Origin of the sequence: Chryseobacterium indologenes, from assembly GCF_018362995.1 — a bacterium.
GTDB classification, from domain to species: Bacteria; Bacteroidota; Bacteroidia; order Flavobacteriales; family Weeksellaceae; genus Chryseobacterium; species Chryseobacterium indologenes_G.
On sequence record NZ_CP074372.1, the window covers coordinates 2,468,711 to 2,486,953 of the forward strand.

Below are 18,243 nucleotides of genomic sequence, written 5' to 3' on the forward strand. Positions count from 1 at the left end.
TTTAATATGTCTAATTTAAAAAATCTCTTTTCTTGCATTGAAAATGGTGAAAAAATACTTTTGTCATTTGATTCTTCTTATTTTGTGCTCAATGGAGAACTTGATTTAAGGATCATCAGAACGCTTATCTCTACTATTTCACAATATCCGGATAATGAATTTATTATCAATGATCAGCTAGGACTATTGCATAAAATTATTGAAAAATCAGGTATTTCTATTTTAACCAATAAAAATATTTCCATTATATCCCAAAAAATTAATGATATTGACTACAGCAGATATAACACTATTTTTTTTGTGGAAACACTAAAGAGAGAATCAGAAAAAATTTTGAAAGCAAAAGCTTATTCTCAGCCCCAGAAGGTCGTATACTTTTCCATTTCTATGATTAAAGATTTATTATACCTTTATGAGAAAGAAGAAACATTGAGCCAGGCTTGTGAACAGGAGTTATTCTTCCCAAATGTTATGAATGAGATCATTAAGATAAATTCCCTTAATGAAATGAAACCGGTCAAAAATATCATTATCTTGGATGATCATCTCAGGGAATTTTATATTGGTGATACTCATATGTGGCTCTCATCAATAAGGCAGCTACAATCAAAAACAGACAGTACGGTTACTATTGCATGCGGAAATGATCTTTTTTATAATAAAGTCATCCAGATTTTTACATCAGAACCCTTTCCGGGAATTCATATTATTCCTTTGAACTGGGATGCTTTAAATATTGAGTCATTTGATACTGTTATTTGTCATCAAAATTCAATTCTAGTGTTATTACATTTTTACCAGCAGCATCCAGATACATTTTCAGAAAAGAAAATATACCGTTTTGCTCCCAATACAGATTTTAACAATCTTAAAATAAAATACCCATGGGATATAAATCATCTTCTTAAAAATACATTAGGAATTGAGAAAAAAATTCAGATGATCAAACAACTAAAAAGACAGACCCACAAAGAAATTTACTTATCTGAAGAAGAAATAAATGCTGCCGATGAATGGCTAATAGAGAATGGACACTATAAAGGAAACAAACTTTTTATCATATTTGATGAATCTTCTTTTTCAGAGAAAACGTTAGATTTTTCTAAAACATTGTCATTAATTCAATTAATTTTGGCCAACCCTAAAAACCAAATTGTTCTGTTTGATTATCAAAATATAGGAAAAAGAAGCAGTCTGCATCCTTATTTGACCTCATCGGAATACAATAGAGTTATATCGGTCAATGGAATGAATATCAGAAAAGAAATGGCTATTATGGCTAGTCCTGCAATTTCCTCAATTATCGGACCTTGTACGGGTATGATGCATCTTGCTAATGGAATTTATTTTGAACTGTTAAATAATAAAAGAAGAGCTAAGCAGCAGATTCCTTCATTAATTGTATATTGTGGTTCAGGAATAGATGCCAGAAATTATCATCCGCGCTATTGGTGGCAAGGAGCCATGGTGAAATGCATTGCTGCAATACAACAACAGGAATTAATTACCGTAAAGGAATTATATGAAATGCCGTTGGATATTGAAGAATTTCACAATCAGTATTTACCTGTTTCAGCTATCCAGCCTGAGCACATAATGTCTCTTCTTAATTAATAAAAATAAACTAATAGTACCCCATGAAAATAGTCCAAAGCTTTTGGTCAAAACCCTACCATTCCAGAGATCTTTTTTTCTTAAACTCCGGTGGATGGAGCCATCGAACATTTAATTATATGAGCTGGGCATTAAGCTGCCTGCGGTTTAAAAAATTTTATAAAGTTGATCTCGTTACTGATACCTTAGGCAAAGAAATATTGATTGATACTTTAGAACTACCCTACGACAATGTATCTTTGAAACTAGATGAATTGAATGATAAATATCCCAACCCCAAAAACATCTGGGCGCTGGGAAAAATTTATGCATTTGAAATACAACAGGAACCCTTCATCCATGCGGATGCTGATGTATTTATCTGGGAGAGATTTCCGGAAAAAATTGAAAACGGAGCACTTATATCCCAACAGCTTGAGCAGGATGCAGGCTACCATGAAGGAAATTTAAAAGAACTATATTCCCGCCTTGAATATATTCCTGATGTTATCAAATCATATTATAATAAAACCGGAGATGCCTCTCAGTACAATGCCGGTATTATAGGTGGAAATAATTTTACATTCTTTCAGGAATATGCAAAACTGGCCAGAGAAATAGTAGACAAAAATTTTAATGTAATCGGGAACACAGATTTTTTAATCAATAAAAATGCATTTCCTTGTTTTTTTGAGCAATATTTATTTCTATGCATGGCCCGAGAAAAGGAGCTTAATGTAGAAGTTCTTATTGACAGTTCCAAGTCCAAAGAACATATTTTTCAAGAGCTTATCAACTTCCACAATGCACACCAAACCCATTATATTCATTTACTTGGGGCATACAAACTAGCATACAATAATGCCAAAATTGTATCATATTATCTATGGAAGGAATTTCCTTATTATTATGAAAAAATTATTAACCTAATCCATGAAAAAAAGATATAGCCATGAGTGATTTGAAATTAGATTTATTTACTGATGAAATCAATCTGAAACTTCTACATGCCAACACAAGCATGATGATTGTAAGAAGTTTATTGAAAGAACTCAAGAAAGCCATTGAAAAAGATAATATCATTAAATCTTCGGCTGATCTTGAACAATTTAAAAATTTTGAAAAAACGAATATACTGAAAAGCATAGAAGCTGTTCAGCTTGATAATGATGCATTTGGCAAGTTAAAGCTTCATGTTAATCCTTATCTTATTTTTGCAGAATCAAAAATAACTGAAAACGGACTTGTTGAAGACATTGAAAATGATATTATTCTACAACCTAATTTTCTTCCTATAGGATCATTACACTATGTTCCCACTTATTTGCATAAAAATGACAAACAGCTTAAAACACTAAAACTAAAATATAAAAGCTTCTCACCTGAACAGATTGAAGGTATTAATGATGACAACAGTGATACAATAGTTGATCTGCTAAAATCTTTCCTACTAAAACAATATTTAACAACTGCTCCTGAAAATGAATAATTTTGCTTTAAAAGATGGTGAAAAACTACCTTTTCTAAGACAAATTCAGGATTATCATAAGTATTCTGCATTAGGAAGTACCTGGATGATCTCCAGATTAGATTTCAGGAATCTTAATCTCGACAAATTTGAGAAGGTATATTTTGAGCTGATAAATGAACAATCTATTTTAAGAACTATTTTTGTGAGAAATAGTGAAGGATTAATTCTCAGAAATACTATTTCGGCATCCTATTTTGACATTAAAATTTTCAATGTAAATAATATTACAGAAATAGATCATTTTTTTGACTCATTTCATACCGATTACAGATATTCAGAATTATCTGCTCCCTTACTTAAGGTATTTATATTCAATCTTTCCAATATAAGCTATGTTTTTCTTTGTATAAACCATATTATTTGTGACAGACATTGCCTAGATAAAATCAGTGACAGTCTGATAAGGAAATATATTAATCCGGAATATGTATTGGGATTTTATGATTTTGATGAATATTGCAGGACAAGAAATTCCAGCCTATTAAAAAAGTTTAATAACGATTATTCTTTTTTTGAACAAAAATTCAACCATGGAGTTGAAAATAATATAGATAGCACTAATGAATATTTATGGATAAAAAATATCTGCAACCTTGAATATAATTACTATTTAAAAAAGAAAAAACCATTAACAACAGATTCTTTAATCAGATTAGATATACAAAAGCTAAATCACATCAATATCAAAAGTTTGGTAATCTGCTCATTACTAAAAACACAAAGGAATTTTTTGGGTGAGAATAATCATGTAGGCTTTTTATTCAGAGATTCTGTGCATCCCAATTTTAATAATTGTATCGGGGAACTAACTGCAGAAAGCTCCGTCTCCTGCAATCCTGAAAATATAAACTATTTAACCATCAATAAAGAGCTTTTTAATGCATACAGAAGGCCGATATTCAATTATCCAATGTACAATTTAAATGAACTTTATTTGGAAGAAAATACAATACCTGTTTTTTTGAATTTTAGCAAAACAAAAGTCGAATATACAGAAACTACCTATTTGTTTAATCCATCATTTTATGAAGCAGCTGTTTTAAAAGGAGATATTGAGCCCAATATTATTTTATATGGCAATGGATATTTACTTTGCAGATGGCTTTTTGACGAAAATAAAATAGGCAAAGAAGATATGATTAAATTCAAAAATATGTTCGAGGATAATATTAGGAATGAAAGCATATTGCTATATAATAATTAAAATCTCATATCTTATTATAAAGACTTAAGACTATTATAGAAAAACGGAACCAGATGTTCTCTGATTCCGTTTTTTATATGGTGTATATTGAAATTTTTATTTAGATTTTCCAGCTGGTTTAGCAGGAGCTGCCGTACCACCTAACTTGCTTTTTACTATATTAGTGATATCTTCACTTCCGTCAGTATAAAGAAGGTTATTAGATTCCTGTGCTGCTGTATCAAATACATAGCTCAGATTTTTTTCTTTAGCTACAGCAAAAATAGCTTCTCTTACTTTCTTTTGCAGTGGAGTAAGCATTTCATTTTGCTTGGCAGAAATATCCTTAGCAGCCTGTGCTCTTGTTTCCTCTATTTTTTTACCTAAACCTTGTAATTCCGTTTGTGCTGCAATCAGTTCTTTAGTTACCGCTTCTTTGTTAGCCTCACTTAAAGTTTTTTCTTTATCCTGTGCTGCTTTCAGCTTCGTCTGATAATCATTGATCAACTTTTCAATTTCAGTCTGTTTTGTTTTAGTCAGATTATCAATCGTAGTTCCTATAGTTTTTACTTCAGATAAGCTTGCAAAAATTTCTTCTGTGTTTACACTTCCTATTTTCTGTTGAGCATTTGCAACACCTGCAGTAAGCGTTAATCCTAATGTAATAAAAAGTACTTTAATTAAATTCATTTTTTTAATAATATTTTTCGTCCCCAAATATAATTCAAATTTCAATTACTTATCATATGACCTTTATTATTTGAAAATCTGAAAGAAATAAAAACAGACTCAAAGCTTTAAATAAAGAAAAACCTCCCCAAAAGGAAGGTTTAATATCAAAAAATATGGAAAAATGACTAATGGAATTGTGCTGTTTCCGTAGAATCTTTCATCGCTACGGTAGCTGAAGAACCGTTGGTAACAACATTCTGTACTTCATCAAAATACCCTGTCCCTACAAAAGACTGATGCTTCACCGCTCTGAATCCTTTCTGCTGCAAAGCAAATTCACGTTCCTGCAGTTCTGAGTATCCAGCCATTCCTCTTTCTTTATAGGCTAATGCCAATTCAAACATTGCCGTATTCAAAGCATGAAATCCTGCCAATGTAATAAACTGGAACTTGTAGCCCATTTTTGCCAGCTCTTCACGGAAAGTAGACATTTCCTCTACACTCAGCCTTGCCGCCCAGTTGAAAGAAGGTGAACAGTTATAAGCAAGCATCTTCCCAGGGAATTTCGCATGAATTCCTTCTGCAAATCTTCTTGCCTGCTCCAGATCCGGATTTGAGGTTTCCATCCAGATCAGGTCAGCATATGGAGTATAAGACAAACCTCTGTCGATTCCCTGCTCTACTCCGTTTCTTACCACATAAAAACCTTCAGAAGTTCTTTCTCCTGTTACGAATTTTTTATCTCTGTCATCAATATCAGAAGTTAGCAGATCTGCTGCATCTGCGTCTGTTCTTGCAATAATAAGACTCGGAACTCCCAGTACATCGGCTGCCAGACGTGCAGCAATCAGTTTGTTGACTGCCTCCTGCGTTGGTACCAATACTTTTCCGCCCAGGTGACCACATTTTTTTGCAGAAGAAAGCTGATCTTCAAAGTGTACGGCAGCAGCTCCCGCTTCTATCATCTGCTTCATAAGTTCAAAGGCATTCAAATTACCTCCAAAACCCGCTTCTGCATCTGCAATGATGGGTACCAGATATTCTTTATCTCCCGTCCCGCTCACAGATTGTACCTGATCTGCCCTCAGTAACGCATTATTAATTTTCTTTACTACAGAAGGAACTGAATTGGCAGGATACAGCGATTGATCGGGATACATTTCTCCTGATAAATTAGCATCTGCCGCCACCTGCCATCCTGAAAGATAAATAGCTTCCAGTCCGGCATCTACTTCCTGCACGGCCTGATTGCCAGTAAGTGCTCCAAGTCCTGCTACATAATCCTGGTTATTTAATTTATTCCAGAATTTTTTGGACATTTCTGTAGCAATGGTATATTCTATGGTATAAGAACCGCGAAGTTTCAACACTTCTTCTGCTGTATACGGCCTTTTTACACCATTCCAACGTGGGTTTGTCAGCCAGTCTTTTTCAATAGCCTGGATTTGTTCTTGTCTTGTTTTCATAATATTTGGATTTTGTTTGTTTAGGGTTGGGGTTTCGAGATGCGGAATTCGGGGTACGAGGTTCGAGATATGATTCCCAAACTTTCAAACACTCCTACTCACTTTCTTTCAACCTAAATAAAAGGATATGCTTTAAGCGTTAGAAATTCTTCAAAATTTTCAGAGAAGATCAGCTCATTGAAAAGTTCTTTCGCAAGATTGAATTTTCCGTTTTTGAAACGGGTTTCTCCTACATAGTTTTCAATATTGTCCATTTCTTCACTTTCCCACTGTAAAATCATATGGCGGGTAAGCGTTCTGTCATCACTTAATACGGCTTCGTTTTTCAGCCATTGCCAGATCTGTGTTCTTGAAATCTCTGCAGTAGCGGCATCTTCCATCAGATTATAAATAGCGGCAGCGCCAGTTCCCATCAACCAGCTTTCAAGGTAAAGAATTCCTACGTTGATATTTTTTCTGACTCCTTTTTCGGTAATATCACCTTTGGGGATTTCCAGCAGATTACTTTCTGTTATATGATATTCAAATTTTTTATCGATTTGATTTTTGGAAGGCATATACTGGTCAAAAATTTCTTTTGCCACTGAAACCAATGCAGGATGTGCTACCCAGGTTCCGTCGTGACCGTTTTTCACTTCTCTTTCCTTATCATTTCTTACTTTTTCAAAAGCAAGATTATTAGCTTCATCATTATCCTTTACCGGAATTTGAGCTGCCATTCCGCCGATAGCATGTACATTTCTTCTATGGCATATTTCGATGACTCTTTTTGAATAAGCACTCATAAAAGGAGAAGTCATTGTTACCTGATCTCTGTCCGGTACAATAAACTCCGGAAGGTTTCTGAATTTTTTGATATAGGAAAAAATATAATCCCATCTGCCACAGTTCAGCCCTGCACTGTGTTCTTTTAATTCAAATAAAATTTCGTCAATCTGAAATGAAGCGGTAATGGTTTCTATCAAAACTGTAGCTTTAATTGTCCCCTGCTGAATTCCCAGATAGTTCTGGGCAAAGACAAAAACTTCATTCCACCAGCGGGCTTCTTTATAATGTTCCAGTTTCGGAAGATAGAAGTAAGGGCCGCTTCCCTTTTCTAAAAGCGACTTTGCATTTCTGAAAAAATATATTCCAAAATCAATCAGCGATCCGGAAGCTTTTTCACCATTGATTTCAATATGCTTCTCAGGAAGATGGAGCCCACGAGGACGAACCAGTAAAACTGCAGTTTTTTCGTTAAGCGTATAGGCTTTTCCTGCTTCGTTTACAAAATCAATAGTACGATTGATGGCATCAGAAAGGTTAATCTGCCCCTGAATACAGTTTTCCCATACCGGCGAACTGCTGTCTTCAAAATCTGCCATAAAGGTAGAAGCCCCGGAATTCAACGCATTGATAATCATCTTGCGGTCTACAGGTCCTGTAATCTCTACTCTTCTGTCCAGCAAATCTTCAGGCAAAGAGGCACATACCCAATCTCCATTTCGGATTCCTTCTGTTTCTTTTAAAAATTCAGGGAGATTTCCCTGATCAAAATTCTGCTGTGTATTTTTTCTTTCTTTTAAAAGTTCAAGTGTTTTATGATTGAAATTCTGATGAAGTGCAATCAGAAAATCTGCCAAATCCGGAGTAAAAACTGCTTCAAACTGCTTCTGTGCTTTTATTTCTAATTGAGTCTTGGTTTCCATAACATATTGATTTTGTGATTTGATATTACAAACATAAATAAAAATTTTAACAAATAGCGAACGTTCGCTAAATTTATTTAAAATTTATTATGCGAATAATCGCATCTAATTATTTATATTTGAGTAATGAATTCAGAAAGCGACTTTATCAAAACAGTTTTCGGGCTAAAACTGAAACAGCAGAGACAAAAGAAAAACTGGTCTCTACAGGATCTTGCTGTAAAGACAGGATTATCAAAATCTTACCTTAATGAAATTGAAAACGGAAAAAAATATCCAAAACACGATAAAATCATCCAGCTTTCTGAAGCACTGAATTGTACTTTTGATGATCTGGTTTCTACCAAACTCGATAAGAGCCTGGCTCCTTTCAATGAAATTCTGCAATCAGATTTTTTCAAAGAAGTACCATTGGAGCTGTTCGGGATCAACAAAAACAATCTTATCAGCATTATCAGTGATGCTCCCAAAAAGGTGACAGCTTTCATCAACGCACTGATCGAAATTTCTCAGAATTATAATCTTGGTAAGGAAAGATTTTATTTTGCAGTACTAAGATCATTTCAGGAACTTTATGACAATTATTTTCCGGAAATTGAAGAAAAAGTAATTCTGTTTACTCAGGAAAATCAGATAAAACCCGGAAAAAATTTAAAATCTGAAGTTCTTGAAAAAATTCTTACAGAAAAGTTTAGCTATACGATTCAATCTGAAGATTTTGAAAAATATGGAACTCTGGATAACCTTCGTTCGCTTTTTATTCCGGAGAAAAAACTATTGCTACTGAACCAAAAACTGGAAAAGGATCAGAAAACATTTATCCTTGCCAAAGAAATCGGATTCAATGTTCTGGAACTAAAGATACGTCCGAATACATATTCATGGCTTGACTTTGGAAGTTTTGAGGAAATTCTGAACAATTTTTATGCATCTTATTTTGCAGGTGCTTTATTAATTTCAAAAGAGCCGGTCATTGAGAAAACATCGGAATTTTTCCAAAATAATACTTGGGAATCAAAAAATTTCGAGAATCTTATCAACAGTTTTACCCGTTCTCCTGAAACGTTCTACTACCGACTGACCAATATTCTCTCGGCAGAAATGGGAATTAAAGATTTATTTTATCTATGTCTGGTAAAAAAGAAAAATTCGGATAAGATTCAGATTTTAAAAGAACTCCACCTGAACCATCAGCAGGCTCCTCACGCTAATGCAACCAACGAACATTACTGCAGAAGATGGATTGCCGTGAAAAATCTTGATCATTTAAAAGAAAATGAAACTCTTACGGATGCTCAAATTTCCCATTATAAAGATCAGGGAATAAGTTATCTGGTCATTTCCACTTCACAAAAGAATCCTTTTTCGGATGGAAGCAACAGAAGTTACTGTCTGGGTATTTTATTGAATTCTCAAACGATCAAAAAAATAAGTTTTATAAAATCTCCTTCTCTGAAAACGATTAATGTTGGAGTTACCTGTGAATCCTGCAGTATTGCAGATTGTGAAGTGAGACAAGCGCCGCCGGTAAGACTGGAAAAAGAGCATTTTAATCTAAGTATGAAAAACGCTGTGGAGAAGATAAGGAAGAGGTTCGAGGATTAAAGGGTGAGTGGTGAATCATCAATGTTTTTGCGAGGTGCGTGATTCGTGGTACGTGCTGCGTGATTCGGGTTGATGTATTTTAGTTTAGGTATAACTTCTTAAACGCTGAGTTCGCAAGGTTTTCTATTATACTTTAGAGTATTTTGATCGCAAAGGCGTTACACTCAGCAACGAAAAATACTTTCCCTCTGTTAAATGAAATGCCCTTGCGAACGATACGAAAGTAACGAACTTTGCGAACATTAGAGTTAATAAATTCATTATTGACTTTGTGACGCAAAAATTGACATTTTTTTATATCTTAGTAAAAACACACTATGATATTAGATATATTATTTCCCAACCGTTGCATCCACTGCAACAGAATCATTGATCCTGAACTTTTGGTATGTGATCTTTGTTTCAGCCAGATTTATTTTACCCACTATTCTTATTTTGAAAATAATCCGATCAAGGAAAAATGCAGTTTGTTTTTCCCTGTTGAAAACACCTTTGCTTTACTGCAATTCGAAGAAGAAAGCTTAAGCCGACAGATCATCCATGAATTAAAATACAAAAGCAGGGAAAAAGCAGGAAAGATCATTGCCAACTGGACAACAGAACGTCTGGACTTCAAAAATGAAAAGCCTGATCTTTTGGTAAGTGTACCACTTCATCCAAAGAAGCTCAAGGAGCGCGGATATAACCAGCTTCATTTATTCACAGAAACTTTATCGGCATTTTACGACATCCCTTTTGACCATCAATTAATCAAAAGAAATCATTATTCAAAAGCACAGGCTTTAAAAGATAAGAAACACAGATTGGAAGCTGTCAATACATTCTCTATTACACAACCGGTTTCAGGAAAGCACATTCTTCTGATTGATGACGTTTTTACCACAGGAAATACCGTTTCATCGGTAGCATGGGAGATTTTAAATGCCGGAAATAATAAAGTGAGTGTACTGGTAATGGCAATGGATGTTTGAGAGGAGTTGCGAGGTACGAGATTCGAGGTTTAGGGATTTCGGGATTTTCAGCGCGGAATTATTTTTAAAAATATTCTCAAACTCTGGAACTCTCAGACACTCCGACACAATCACTCATTCAATTTTTTCCATTCAATTCTTTTTCCTAATTTTCCGGAAACTAAACCACTATGCCACATCTGCTTTTATTACACGGAGCTTTAGGTCACAGCAACATTTTTACGCCTTATCGGAGTGCTTTATCTCAGTATTTCACGGTACACACTCCTTTATTTTCGGGACATGGGGATAAGGAACTTCCGGCTGAAGGGATTAGTATTGAAAAGTACACTCAGGAACTATCAGAATATTGTGAAGTGAATAATCTGACAGATGTATCTATTTTCGGGCACAGTATGGGGGGTTATGCAGCGCTTTGCTACGCAATGAAAAATTCTGAAAATGTAAATTCTATTATCACGCTGGGAACAAAGTTTGACTGGAGCGAAGAGCAGGCTTTAAAGGAAAGTAAAATGCTTAACCCTGATGTCATTCTTGAGAAAATTCCGCAGTATGCCCAACTTTTAGAATCACAGCACGGATCAAAATGGAAGCAACTTCTTCCAGCTATCGCAGATTTGATGATTGATCTAGGTAAAAATCCTCCTTTGGAAAATAATCTTGCAACGATTAATATTCCCATTCAAATCATGGTGGGAGATAAAGATAATATGGTAACTCTCGAAGAAAGTTCCAGAGTTTACAGAAGCCTTCCGAATGCAAAATTGGCCGTACTTCCGGATACAAAACATCCACTGGATAAAGTACGACCAAGTCTATTATTGAACTTAATAAAAGATTTCTGGAATCTTTCTTAAATTATCTTTGAAGTTTTTCTCCGTAGCTAAGATCTCCGGCATCTCCTAAACCGGGAGTAATATATCCTTTTGATGTTAATTCTTCATCGATGGCTCCTACCCAGATATGAGCTTCAGGATAAGCATTCTGAATTGTTTCCACGCCTTGTCTTGAAGCAATTGCCGCTACAATATGAAGCTGGGTTGGATTTCCATTGGTTAATAAATCTTTGATCGCTTCAATTAAAGAAGCTCCTGTTGCCAACATGGGATCTGCTACGATCAAAGGTCTGCCTTCAATGCTTGGGCAAGTCAGATAATCCTGTTTGATGGAGAAGTAATCATTGGCATCGTGTTTTCTGTAGGCTGCCACAAAACCACAGTCAGCTCTGTCAAGATAGTTCAGAATTCCTTCAAACAATGGAACTCCTGCTCTTAAAATAGTTGTAATAACCGGCTGTACAGCAATTTCCCTGCTTTTAATTGTATCTAAAGGAGTTTGAATTTCAACCTCTCTGTGCTCCAGACCTTTACTGATTTCAAAAGCGGCAATCTCTCCGATTCTTTCCATATTTCTTCTGAATCTCATTCGGTCATGCTGGATGTTAACGTTCCTAAGTTCGTTAATCCATTCATTGACAAGAGAAAAGTGTTGCGATAAAATAGTAAGCATGAAAATTTTATTTTTAATTTCAGTTAATTAATTCCTGCAAAATTACAACTAAAAAACGAATTGGAAGATTGGGCCTGGGGATAAATAAAGCACATGAATAGAAATAAACCTATGCTATATACTATAATTATTCAATGATAAAAAGTCTGTTTTCAGTGATGAGCGCTTAGTTTTTTAATTTAAAATAAAAAAATCCGGCAAGCTAACTTACCGGATTTTCTTTGAACATCGTTCTTATTATTTTTGTCTGAAATACACTTCAATCGGAACTCCGGTAAACCCGAATTCTTTTCTCAGCTGATTTTCAGTAAATCTTTTATAAGGTTCTTTCACATACTGTGGAAGGTTACAGAAGAATACAAACTGTGGTGACGGCGTTGGAAGCTGCACACAATATTTGATCTTGATATATTTTCCTTTCAATGCCGGTGGCGGAGTATTTTCGAAGATCGGAAGCATTACTTCATTCAGTTTTGAAGTTTTAATTTTCTTCTTACGGTCTTCATAAACCTGCATTGCCACTTCTACAGCTTTTAGGATTCTCTGCTTCGTTAAAGCTGAAACAAATAAAATTGGAATATCCTGGAACTGACCGATTTTATCTTTGATTGATTTTTCGAAATCACGCATTGTATTGGTTTGCTTGTCTTCGATCAAATCCCATTTATTCACAAGGATTACAATTCCTTTTCTGTTTTTCTGAGCCAGTCCGAAGATGTTCATATCCTGAGATTCCCATCCCTGTGTAGCATCTACCATAATGATAACTACGTCAGAATACTCAATAGAACGGATAGATCTCATTACAGAATAGAATTCAAGGTCTTCGTTTACCTTGGACTTTCTTCTCATTCCTGCTGTATCTACCAAAACAAACTCATGCCCGAATTTGTTATACAGAGTCTGGATACTGTCTCTGGTAGTTCCTGCAATATCCGTTACGATATTTCTTTCAACATCCAATAAAGCGTTTGTCATTGTAGATTTCCCTACGTTTGGACGGCCTGCAATAGTAATTTTAGGTAATCCTTCGAAAGGGTCTTTATATTCTGTTGTTGGAAAGTCTTTAACGATATCATCTAAGATTTCCCCTGTCCCTGAACCGGTAGCAGAAGAAATAGTGTAATATTTATCAATTCCTAACTGGTAAAATTCTGTTGCCGGAAGTTCTTCTTTGGCAGAATCTACTTTATTGATAACGATATAAATCGGTTTATTGGATCTTCTTAGTAAACTGTAAATTTCGTAGTCTGTATCAGTAAGTCCTTCTTCCACGTTCATCATAAAGATAATAGAAGTAGCTTCTTCTACGGCTAATTGTACCTGCTTACGGATTTCTTCTTCAAAGATATCATCTGTACCTACATCATAACCTCCGGTATCAATTACAGTAAAGTCTACCCCGTTCCAGTCTGATTTTCCGTAGTGACGGTCTCTGGTAACACCGGCTGTAGAATCTACAATAGCTTCTCTTCTTTCTAACAAACGATTAAAAAGCGTGGATTTTCCTACGTTGGGACGTCCAACGATTGCGACAATATTTGACATAAAAAATGTTTAATAATCCTTTTGCTTATGCTCAGGATATGTTATTAATGGGTTACTCCAACTTTTGGAGCCCAATTTTTTGCAAAGATATGATTTTATTATTTAACCAGACTTTTAAGGATGGAAGCCGGAAGAAGAAGGCTGAAAGTTATTATTCATCGGATAAATTAGCATAAACCTGACTCTTCAAATTGAGCAGACAATATTCACCAGCCTGCTGCTTATGGGTAGGAGCAGATTTTTTTTAAATTTTTATTAAAAATAATTATTTGGATATCAATAAGTAAAGCGTTTTACACTCTTATTATGTTAATTAATCTTTAATTTTGATTTTCATATTTAAAATAAATTCTATAATTTCGCATCATCGAAACAGACCTATAGTGTAACGGTAGCACTCCGGTTTTTGGTACCGTCAGTCGGGGTTCGAATCCCTGTGGGTCTACAAACCATCCTTTTTTAAGGATGGTTTTTGTTTTTATATCTTCATGACAAATCCTTAAATTGTAATTTGGTTCAGCCCCAAAATAATGGCAGACGAACTTTTGTAATCCTTCAATTAAAAAAACCAATTAAAACAAGTAAAATGACAGAATCAGAATTAAAAAACATCATGGAAATATGTAATAAAGCTACTCCATCTCCATGGACATCATATATTGAAGGAAGAGATCTTAATTCCGGATCCGGTTTTATAATGACCGGAGAAGAAGAAAACAGGGATTATGATATCGAATTCATTTCAATAAAGCCTGAGGATCAGGATTTCATTGCTATGGCAAGAAACGTAATTCCACTATTAGTAGATGAAATTATTAAATTAAAAAGAGATCAATAAAATAAACAAATCTTTCGTTAACCTTCAAAGTCAACGATAAATATAAAAACAACAGGCTGCCTTTTCAAGACAGCCTGTTTGTTATATATAATTAAAAAAGATTAAACCAGATCAAACCTATCCAGGTTCATCACTTTCGTCCATGCTGCCACAAAGTCTTTTACAAACTTACCTTGTGCATCAGCACTTCCGTATACCTCAGCGACTGCTCTCAATTCAGAATTGGAACCGAAAACAAGATCGGCACGGGTAGCGGTCCATTTTGGCTGACCGCTTGAACGATCACTTCCTATATAAAGCTGCTTATCGTCTGACATTGCTTTCCATTGTGTTCCCATATCTAAAAGATTCACGAAGAAATCATTGGTAAGAACTCCCGGACGGCTGGTAAATACACCATGTTTTGAACCGTCAAAGTTGGTATCCAAAGCACGCATTCCGCCTATCAAAACTGTCAATTCAGGAGCTGTAAGCGTTAATAACTGAGCTTTATCAATTAATAAAGATTCTGTAGATACCGTAAATCTTCTTTTCAGGTAATTACGGAATCCATCGGCAACAGGCTCAAGATATCCCATAGATTCTACATCGGTCTGTTCCTGAGAAGCGTCCATTCTTCCCGGAGCAAAAGGAACTTTCACATCCTGTCCGGCATTTCTTGCTGCAACTTCTACCGCTGCGTTACCTGCTAAAACAATCAGATCAGCTAAAGAGATTTTCTTACCTCCATTTTGAGAATCATTAAATTCTTTCTGGATTCCTTCCAATACTCCTAATACTTTATTCAGCTGTGAAGGATTATTTACTTCCCAGTTTCTCTGAGGTTCCAGTCTTATTCTTGCTCCATTGGCACCACCACGCTTATCACTTCCTCTGAAAGTAGACGCAGACGCCCAGGCTGTAGATATAAGCTCTGAATTAGTTAATCCTGAATTTAAAACTTTTGATTTCAATACTTCCACATCATTTTCGTCAACCAATTCGTGATTCACTTCTGGAATAGGATCCTGCCAAATTAATTCTTCCTGTGGAACATCCGGTCCCAGATAACGGGCACGTGGGCCCATATCTCTATGTGTTAATTTAAACCAAGCTCTTGAAAAAGCATCGGCAAAAGCATCAGGGTTTTCGTAAAAGTGTCTTGAAATTTTTTCATACACAGGATCCAGTCTCAATGAAAGGTCTGTTGTAAGCATTGTTGGTTTATGCTTTTTGTCAGCATCAAATGCATCAGGAATAATATCTGCTCCATCCTTTGCTACCCATTGGTGAGCTCCGGCAGGGCTTTTTGTCAATTCCCATTCATTTTCAAAAAGATTTTTAAAGAAGTAATTGCTCCATTGAGTTGGAGTTTCTGTCCAGGTCACTTCCAGACCACTGGAAATAGCATCTCTACCAGTTCCGGATTTATAGCTGCTTGCCCATCCTAATCCCTGTTGTTCAATTCCTGCTCCTTCAGGTTCTTTTCCTACATGATCTGCAGGACCTGCTCCGTGTGTTTTACCGAAAGTGTGTCCTCCGGCAATCAAAGCAACCGTTTCTTCATCATTCATTGCCATACGGCCGAAAGTATCACGGATATCTTTAGCGGCAGCAATAGGATCTGGATTTCCATCCGGGCCTTCTGGGTTTACATAAATAAGTCCCATCTGTACAGCTGCCAATGGATTTTCAAGATTTCTTGAATGAATATCTCCGTCTGCATCATCATCAGTAGGAAGAACTGCTGATTGCCCTTCTACTACTCCTTCTGAACCATGAGCATAACGTAAGTCACCTCCCAGCCATGTTTTTTCTGATCCCCAATATACATCGGAATCCGGTTCCCAAACGTCTGCACGTCCTCCGGCAAATCCAAATGTTTTGAAGCCCATGGATTCAAGAGCAATGTTTCCGGTAAGAATCAAAAGGTCTGCCCATGAAATATTTCTACCATATTTCTGCTTGATCGGCCATAGTAATCTTCTTGCTTTATCAAGGCTTACGTTATCCGGCCAGCTGTTTAATGGTGCAAAACGCTGTTGTCCAGCTCCTGCTCCACCTCTACCATCTCCTACTCTATAAGTTCCGGCGCTGTGCCATGCCATACGGATAAACAGTGGACCATAATGACCAAAATCTGCCGGCCACCAATCCTGGGAATCTGTCATCAATGCATGAAGATCTTTTTTTACGGCCTCAAGATCCAGGCTTTCAAATGCTTTGGCATAATCAAAATCCTTGTCCATAGGATCTGAAAGGGAAGAGTGCTGGCGCAGAAGATCTACTCTAAGCTGATCCGGCCACCAATCAGAATTCTGGGTTCCGCCACCTGCTACGCTCTTCTTCATTGTTCCGTTATGAAACGGGCATTTACTGATGTCATTCAAATCTTTTTCCATTGTTGTTTATTTTATTTTTTATGTTGATTAATACAGTTTCAATTTTCTGTTGTAAGAACATGACAAACCTACAACGTTTGAATGATAAATACAATCTATTAATTTTTATTTCAATGATAGTCAAAAACTATAAACATGTATTTCTTACAGCTTCAGAGCTAAGACAAAATTGTGGTATTAAGTTAATCATTTTTCAGATTAACTTAATTAAAAACAGCAGTATAGCGCTCAATTTAGAATTACTCAACGTAAGAATTTATAAAGAAAGGAAGAAAGAAGCTTGGGGAAGGAAGTGTAGTAGCATCTTCTAACTTTATCTCACTAAAAATAAATTAACTACCTTTATCTTTACCAAACATGAATACTATCTCTATGAAAAAAATAATCGTTGTTGTGCTTGTTGCTTTTATTATCATTCAGTTTTTTCCGATTGATAAAACAAATCCACCTCCTACTCCAGGCATGGATTTTCTGAAGATTAAAAACACTCCGGAGAAAATTGCCAATACCATCAAAACGTCATGTTACGACTGTCATTCCAATGAAACAACATATCCATGGTATACCAATATTTCCCCGGCCTCATGGTGGGTAAAAAATCATATTAACGAAGGCAGGAAACATCTTAATTTTTCTACCTTTGCAGTATATGAGCCTAAAAGACAGCTTCGTAAACTGGAGGAATGTATAGAAATGGTTGAGAAAAAAGAGATGCCGCTTGAATCTTATTATTTGGGACATCAGAATGCCAAACTATCGGATGAACAGCGTGCAGAACTTATTCAATATTTCAAAAAGGCTAAAGAAGATACAGAAAGAAGAATCATGTTCAATAAATAAAGTCGTGGAAAACTGGGAAAATAAACATATCGTATTTTTTGATGGAGATTGCGGAGTCTGCAATTTCTGGGTGCAGTGGATTTTGGAGCGGGATAAGAAAGACAAATTCATGTTTGCTTCCCTTCAGTCTGAATTCGGGCAGCAATTTTTATCTGAAAGAGGTCTGGAAACCAATGTCTTTAATACCATGTATCTATGGAAACCCGGACGATATTATCTGATCAAATCACGGGCAGTACTGGAAATCGCCAACTTACTGGGAGGAGTGTATAAACTTTCTTTTATTGGTAAAATTCTGCCTGCATTTTTAAGTGACAAAGTATATAATGTCATTTCTAGAAACAGGATGAAACTGGCCAATCAGAAGTGTTATTTACCGGATCAGCACCAGAAGAAAAAGTTTATTCAGGTGTAATTT

16 protein-coding genes and 1 tRNA gene are annotated in these 18,243 nt (G+C 35.6%); 11 read left to right on the forward strand and 6 right to left on the reverse strand.

From position 1 onward, the window contains the following. Nucleotides 1-6 precede the first annotated feature (6 nt). Genes DYR29_RS11160 through DYR29_RS11175 form a run of 4 tightly spaced genes read left to right on the forward strand, consistent with a single transcriptional unit; the run spans nt 7 to nt 4,328 of the window. The gene (locus tag DYR29_RS11160) at nt 7-1,614 is read left to right on the forward strand and encodes a hypothetical protein (RefSeq protein ID WP_213280521.1); all 1,608 of its coding nucleotides are present in this window, start codon (nt 7-9) and stop codon (nt 1,612-1,614) included. A gap of 23 nt (nt 1,615-1,637) precedes the next feature. Beyond that, nucleotides 1,638-2,543: a DUF6734 family protein gene (locus DYR29_RS11165; RefSeq protein WP_213280522.1), complete on the forward strand. Its 906-nt coding sequence runs from the start codon at nt 1,638-1,640 to the stop codon at nt 2,541-2,543. 2 nt (nt 2,544-2,545) lie between these two features. Next, nucleotides 2,546-3,082, forward strand: a complete 537-nt coding sequence (locus DYR29_RS11170; protein ID WP_121488859.1) for a hypothetical protein — start codon at nt 2,546-2,548, stop codon at nt 3,080-3,082. Beyond that, a complete protein-coding gene (locus DYR29_RS11175) occupies nt 3,075-4,328 on the forward strand; it encodes a hypothetical protein (protein ID WP_213280523.1) in 1,254 nt (417 codons plus the stop codon). Before DYR29_RS11170 ends, DYR29_RS11175 begins: the two co-directional genes overlap by 8 nt. Before the next feature lie 96 nt (nt 4,329-4,424). Here the strand turns inward: DYR29_RS11175 and DYR29_RS11180 are convergent, their stop codons facing one another. The 3 genes from DYR29_RS11180 to aceB all read right to left on the reverse strand — a co-directional run bounded on the left by DYR29_RS11180 (nt 4,425) and on the right by aceB (nt 8,133). Further along, nucleotides 4,425-4,997, reverse strand: coding sequence for an OmpH family outer membrane protein (locus tag DYR29_RS11180; RefSeq protein ID WP_213280524.1), 573 nt, complete (start codon nt 4,995-4,997; stop codon nt 4,425-4,427). A gap of 167 nt (nt 4,998-5,164) precedes the next feature. Continuing rightward, complete coding sequence (aceA, locus tag DYR29_RS11185; protein ID WP_213280525.1) at nt 5,165-6,445, reverse strand: isocitrate lyase; 1,281 nt, start codon at nt 6,443-6,445, stop codon at nt 5,165-5,167. A 113-nt stretch (nt 6,446-6,558) separates the two neighbouring features. After that, nucleotides 6,559-8,133: a malate synthase A gene (aceB, locus tag DYR29_RS11190; protein ID WP_213280526.1), complete on the reverse strand. Its 1,575-nt coding sequence runs from the start codon at nt 8,131-8,133 to the stop codon at nt 6,559-6,561. A 126-nt stretch (nt 8,134-8,259) separates the two neighbouring features. Here aceB and DYR29_RS11195 point away from each other — a divergent pair, with 126 nt between their 5' ends. The 3 genes from DYR29_RS11195 to DYR29_RS11205 all read left to right on the forward strand — a co-directional run bounded on the left by DYR29_RS11195 (nt 8,260) and on the right by DYR29_RS11205 (nt 11,566). Next, nucleotides 8,260-9,738, forward strand: coding sequence for a helix-turn-helix domain-containing protein (locus tag DYR29_RS11195; RefSeq protein WP_213280527.1), 1,479 nt, complete (start codon nt 8,260-8,262; stop codon nt 9,736-9,738). A gap of 317 nt (nt 9,739-10,055) precedes the next feature. Next, nucleotides 10,056-10,709, forward strand: a complete 654-nt coding sequence (locus DYR29_RS11200; protein ID WP_213280528.1) for a ComF family protein — start codon at nt 10,056-10,058, stop codon at nt 10,707-10,709. Between the two features lie 170 nt (nt 10,710-10,879). Continuing rightward, nucleotides 10,880-11,566 carry an alpha/beta fold hydrolase gene (locus tag DYR29_RS11205; protein WP_213280529.1) on the forward strand — a complete coding sequence of 229 codons (687 nt, stop codon included), beginning with the start codon at nt 10,880-10,882 and terminating at the stop codon, nt 11,564-11,566. Nucleotide 11,567: 1 nt separating this feature from the next. On the opposite strand, the gene upp is transcribed toward DYR29_RS11205, so the two are convergent. Both upp and der read right to left on the reverse strand, forming a co-directional pair. Continuing rightward, on the reverse strand, nt 11,568-12,218 hold the full coding sequence (upp, locus tag DYR29_RS11210; protein ID WP_213280530.1) for a uracil phosphoribosyltransferase: 651 nt from the start codon (nt 12,216-12,218) through the stop codon (nt 11,568-11,570). A 237-nt stretch (nt 12,219-12,455) separates the two neighbouring features. Further along, the gene (gene der, locus DYR29_RS11215) at nt 12,456-13,766 is read right to left on the reverse strand and encodes a ribosome biogenesis GTPase Der (protein ID WP_213280531.1); all 1,311 of its coding nucleotides are present in this window, start codon (nt 13,764-13,766) and stop codon (nt 12,456-12,458) included. Between the two features lie 374 nt (nt 13,767-14,140). Here der and DYR29_RS11220 point away from each other — a divergent pair. Further along, nucleotides 14,141-14,211, forward strand: a tRNA-Gln gene (locus DYR29_RS11220). Nucleotides 14,212-14,352: 141 nt separating this feature from the next. Then, a complete protein-coding gene (locus DYR29_RS11225; protein ID WP_213280532.1) occupies nt 14,353-14,604 on the forward strand; it encodes a hypothetical protein in 252 nt (83 codons plus the stop codon). Nucleotides 14,605-14,705: 101 nt separating this feature from the next. Here the strand turns inward: DYR29_RS11225 and katG are convergent, their stop codons facing one another. After that, nucleotides 14,706-16,985 carry a catalase/peroxidase HPI gene (gene katG, locus DYR29_RS11230; protein WP_213280533.1) on the reverse strand — a complete coding sequence of 760 codons (2,280 nt, stop codon included), beginning with the start codon at nt 16,983-16,985 and terminating at the stop codon, nt 14,706-14,708. Nucleotides 16,986-17,357: 372 nt separating this feature from the next. Between katG and DYR29_RS11235 the strand changes: the two genes are divergently transcribed. Continuing rightward, nucleotides 17,358-17,825: a heme-binding domain-containing protein gene (locus DYR29_RS11235; protein WP_213280534.1), complete on the forward strand. Its 468-nt coding sequence runs from the start codon at nt 17,358-17,360 to the stop codon at nt 17,823-17,825. Between the two features lie 4 nt (nt 17,826-17,829). Then, nucleotides 17,830-18,240 (forward strand): thiol-disulfide oxidoreductase DCC family protein, encoded by a 411-nt coding sequence (locus tag DYR29_RS11240; protein ID WP_249413672.1) that lies wholly within the window; start codon nt 17,830-17,832, stop codon nt 18,238-18,240. The last annotated feature ends 3 nt before the right edge of the window (nt 18,241-18,243 follow it).

Excerpts from the sequence above, each read along its gene's own strand:
- aceB (WP_213280526.1), bottom strand. The coding sequence starts at position 8,133 with ATGGAAACCAAGACTCAATTAGAAATAAAAGCACAGAAGCAGTTTGAA.
- DYR29_RS11165 (WP_213280522.1), top strand. The coding sequence starts at position 1,638 with ATGAAAATAGTCCAAAGCTTTTGGTCAAAACCCTACCATTCCAGAGAT.
- DYR29_RS11170 (WP_121488859.1), top strand. The coding sequence starts at position 2,546 with ATGAGTGATTTGAAATTAGATTTATTTACTGATGAAATCAATCTGAAA.
- DYR29_RS11205 (WP_213280529.1), top strand. The coding sequence starts at position 10,880 with ATGCCACATCTGCTTTTATTACACGGAGCTTTAGGTCACAGCAACATT.
- DYR29_RS11235 (WP_213280534.1), top strand. The coding sequence starts at position 17,358 with ATGAAAAAAATAATCGTTGTTGTGCTTGTTGCTTTTATTATCATTCAG.
- DYR29_RS11180 (WP_213280524.1), bottom strand. The coding sequence starts at position 4,997 with ATGAATTTAATTAAAGTACTTTTTATTACATTAGGATTAACGCTTACT.
- aceA (WP_213280525.1), bottom strand. The coding sequence starts at position 6,445 with ATGAAAACAAGACAAGAACAAATCCAGGCTATTGAAAAAGACTGGCTG.
- DYR29_RS11160 (WP_213280521.1), top strand. The coding sequence starts at position 7 with ATGTCTAATTTAAAAAATCTCTTTTCTTGCATTGAAAATGGTGAAAAA.
- upp (WP_213280530.1), bottom strand. The coding sequence starts at position 12,218 with ATGCTTACTATTTTATCGCAACACTTTTCTCTTGTCAATGAATGGATT.
- DYR29_RS11225 (WP_213280532.1), top strand. The coding sequence starts at position 14,353 with ATGACAGAATCAGAATTAAAAAACATCATGGAAATATGTAATAAAGCT.
- der (WP_213280531.1), bottom strand. The coding sequence starts at position 13,766 with ATGTCAAATATTGTCGCAATCGTTGGACGTCCCAACGTAGGAAAATCC.
- DYR29_RS11200 (WP_213280528.1), top strand. The coding sequence starts at position 10,056 with ATGATATTAGATATATTATTTCCCAACCGTTGCATCCACTGCAACAGA.
- DYR29_RS11175 (WP_213280523.1), top strand. The coding sequence starts at position 3,075 with ATGAATAATTTTGCTTTAAAAGATGGTGAAAAACTACCTTTTCTAAGA.
- DYR29_RS11195 (WP_213280527.1), top strand. The coding sequence starts at position 8,260 with ATGAATTCAGAAAGCGACTTTATCAAAACAGTTTTCGGGCTAAAACTG.
- katG (WP_213280533.1), bottom strand. The coding sequence starts at position 16,985 with ATGGAAAAAGATTTGAATGACATCAGTAAATGCCCGTTTCATAACGGA.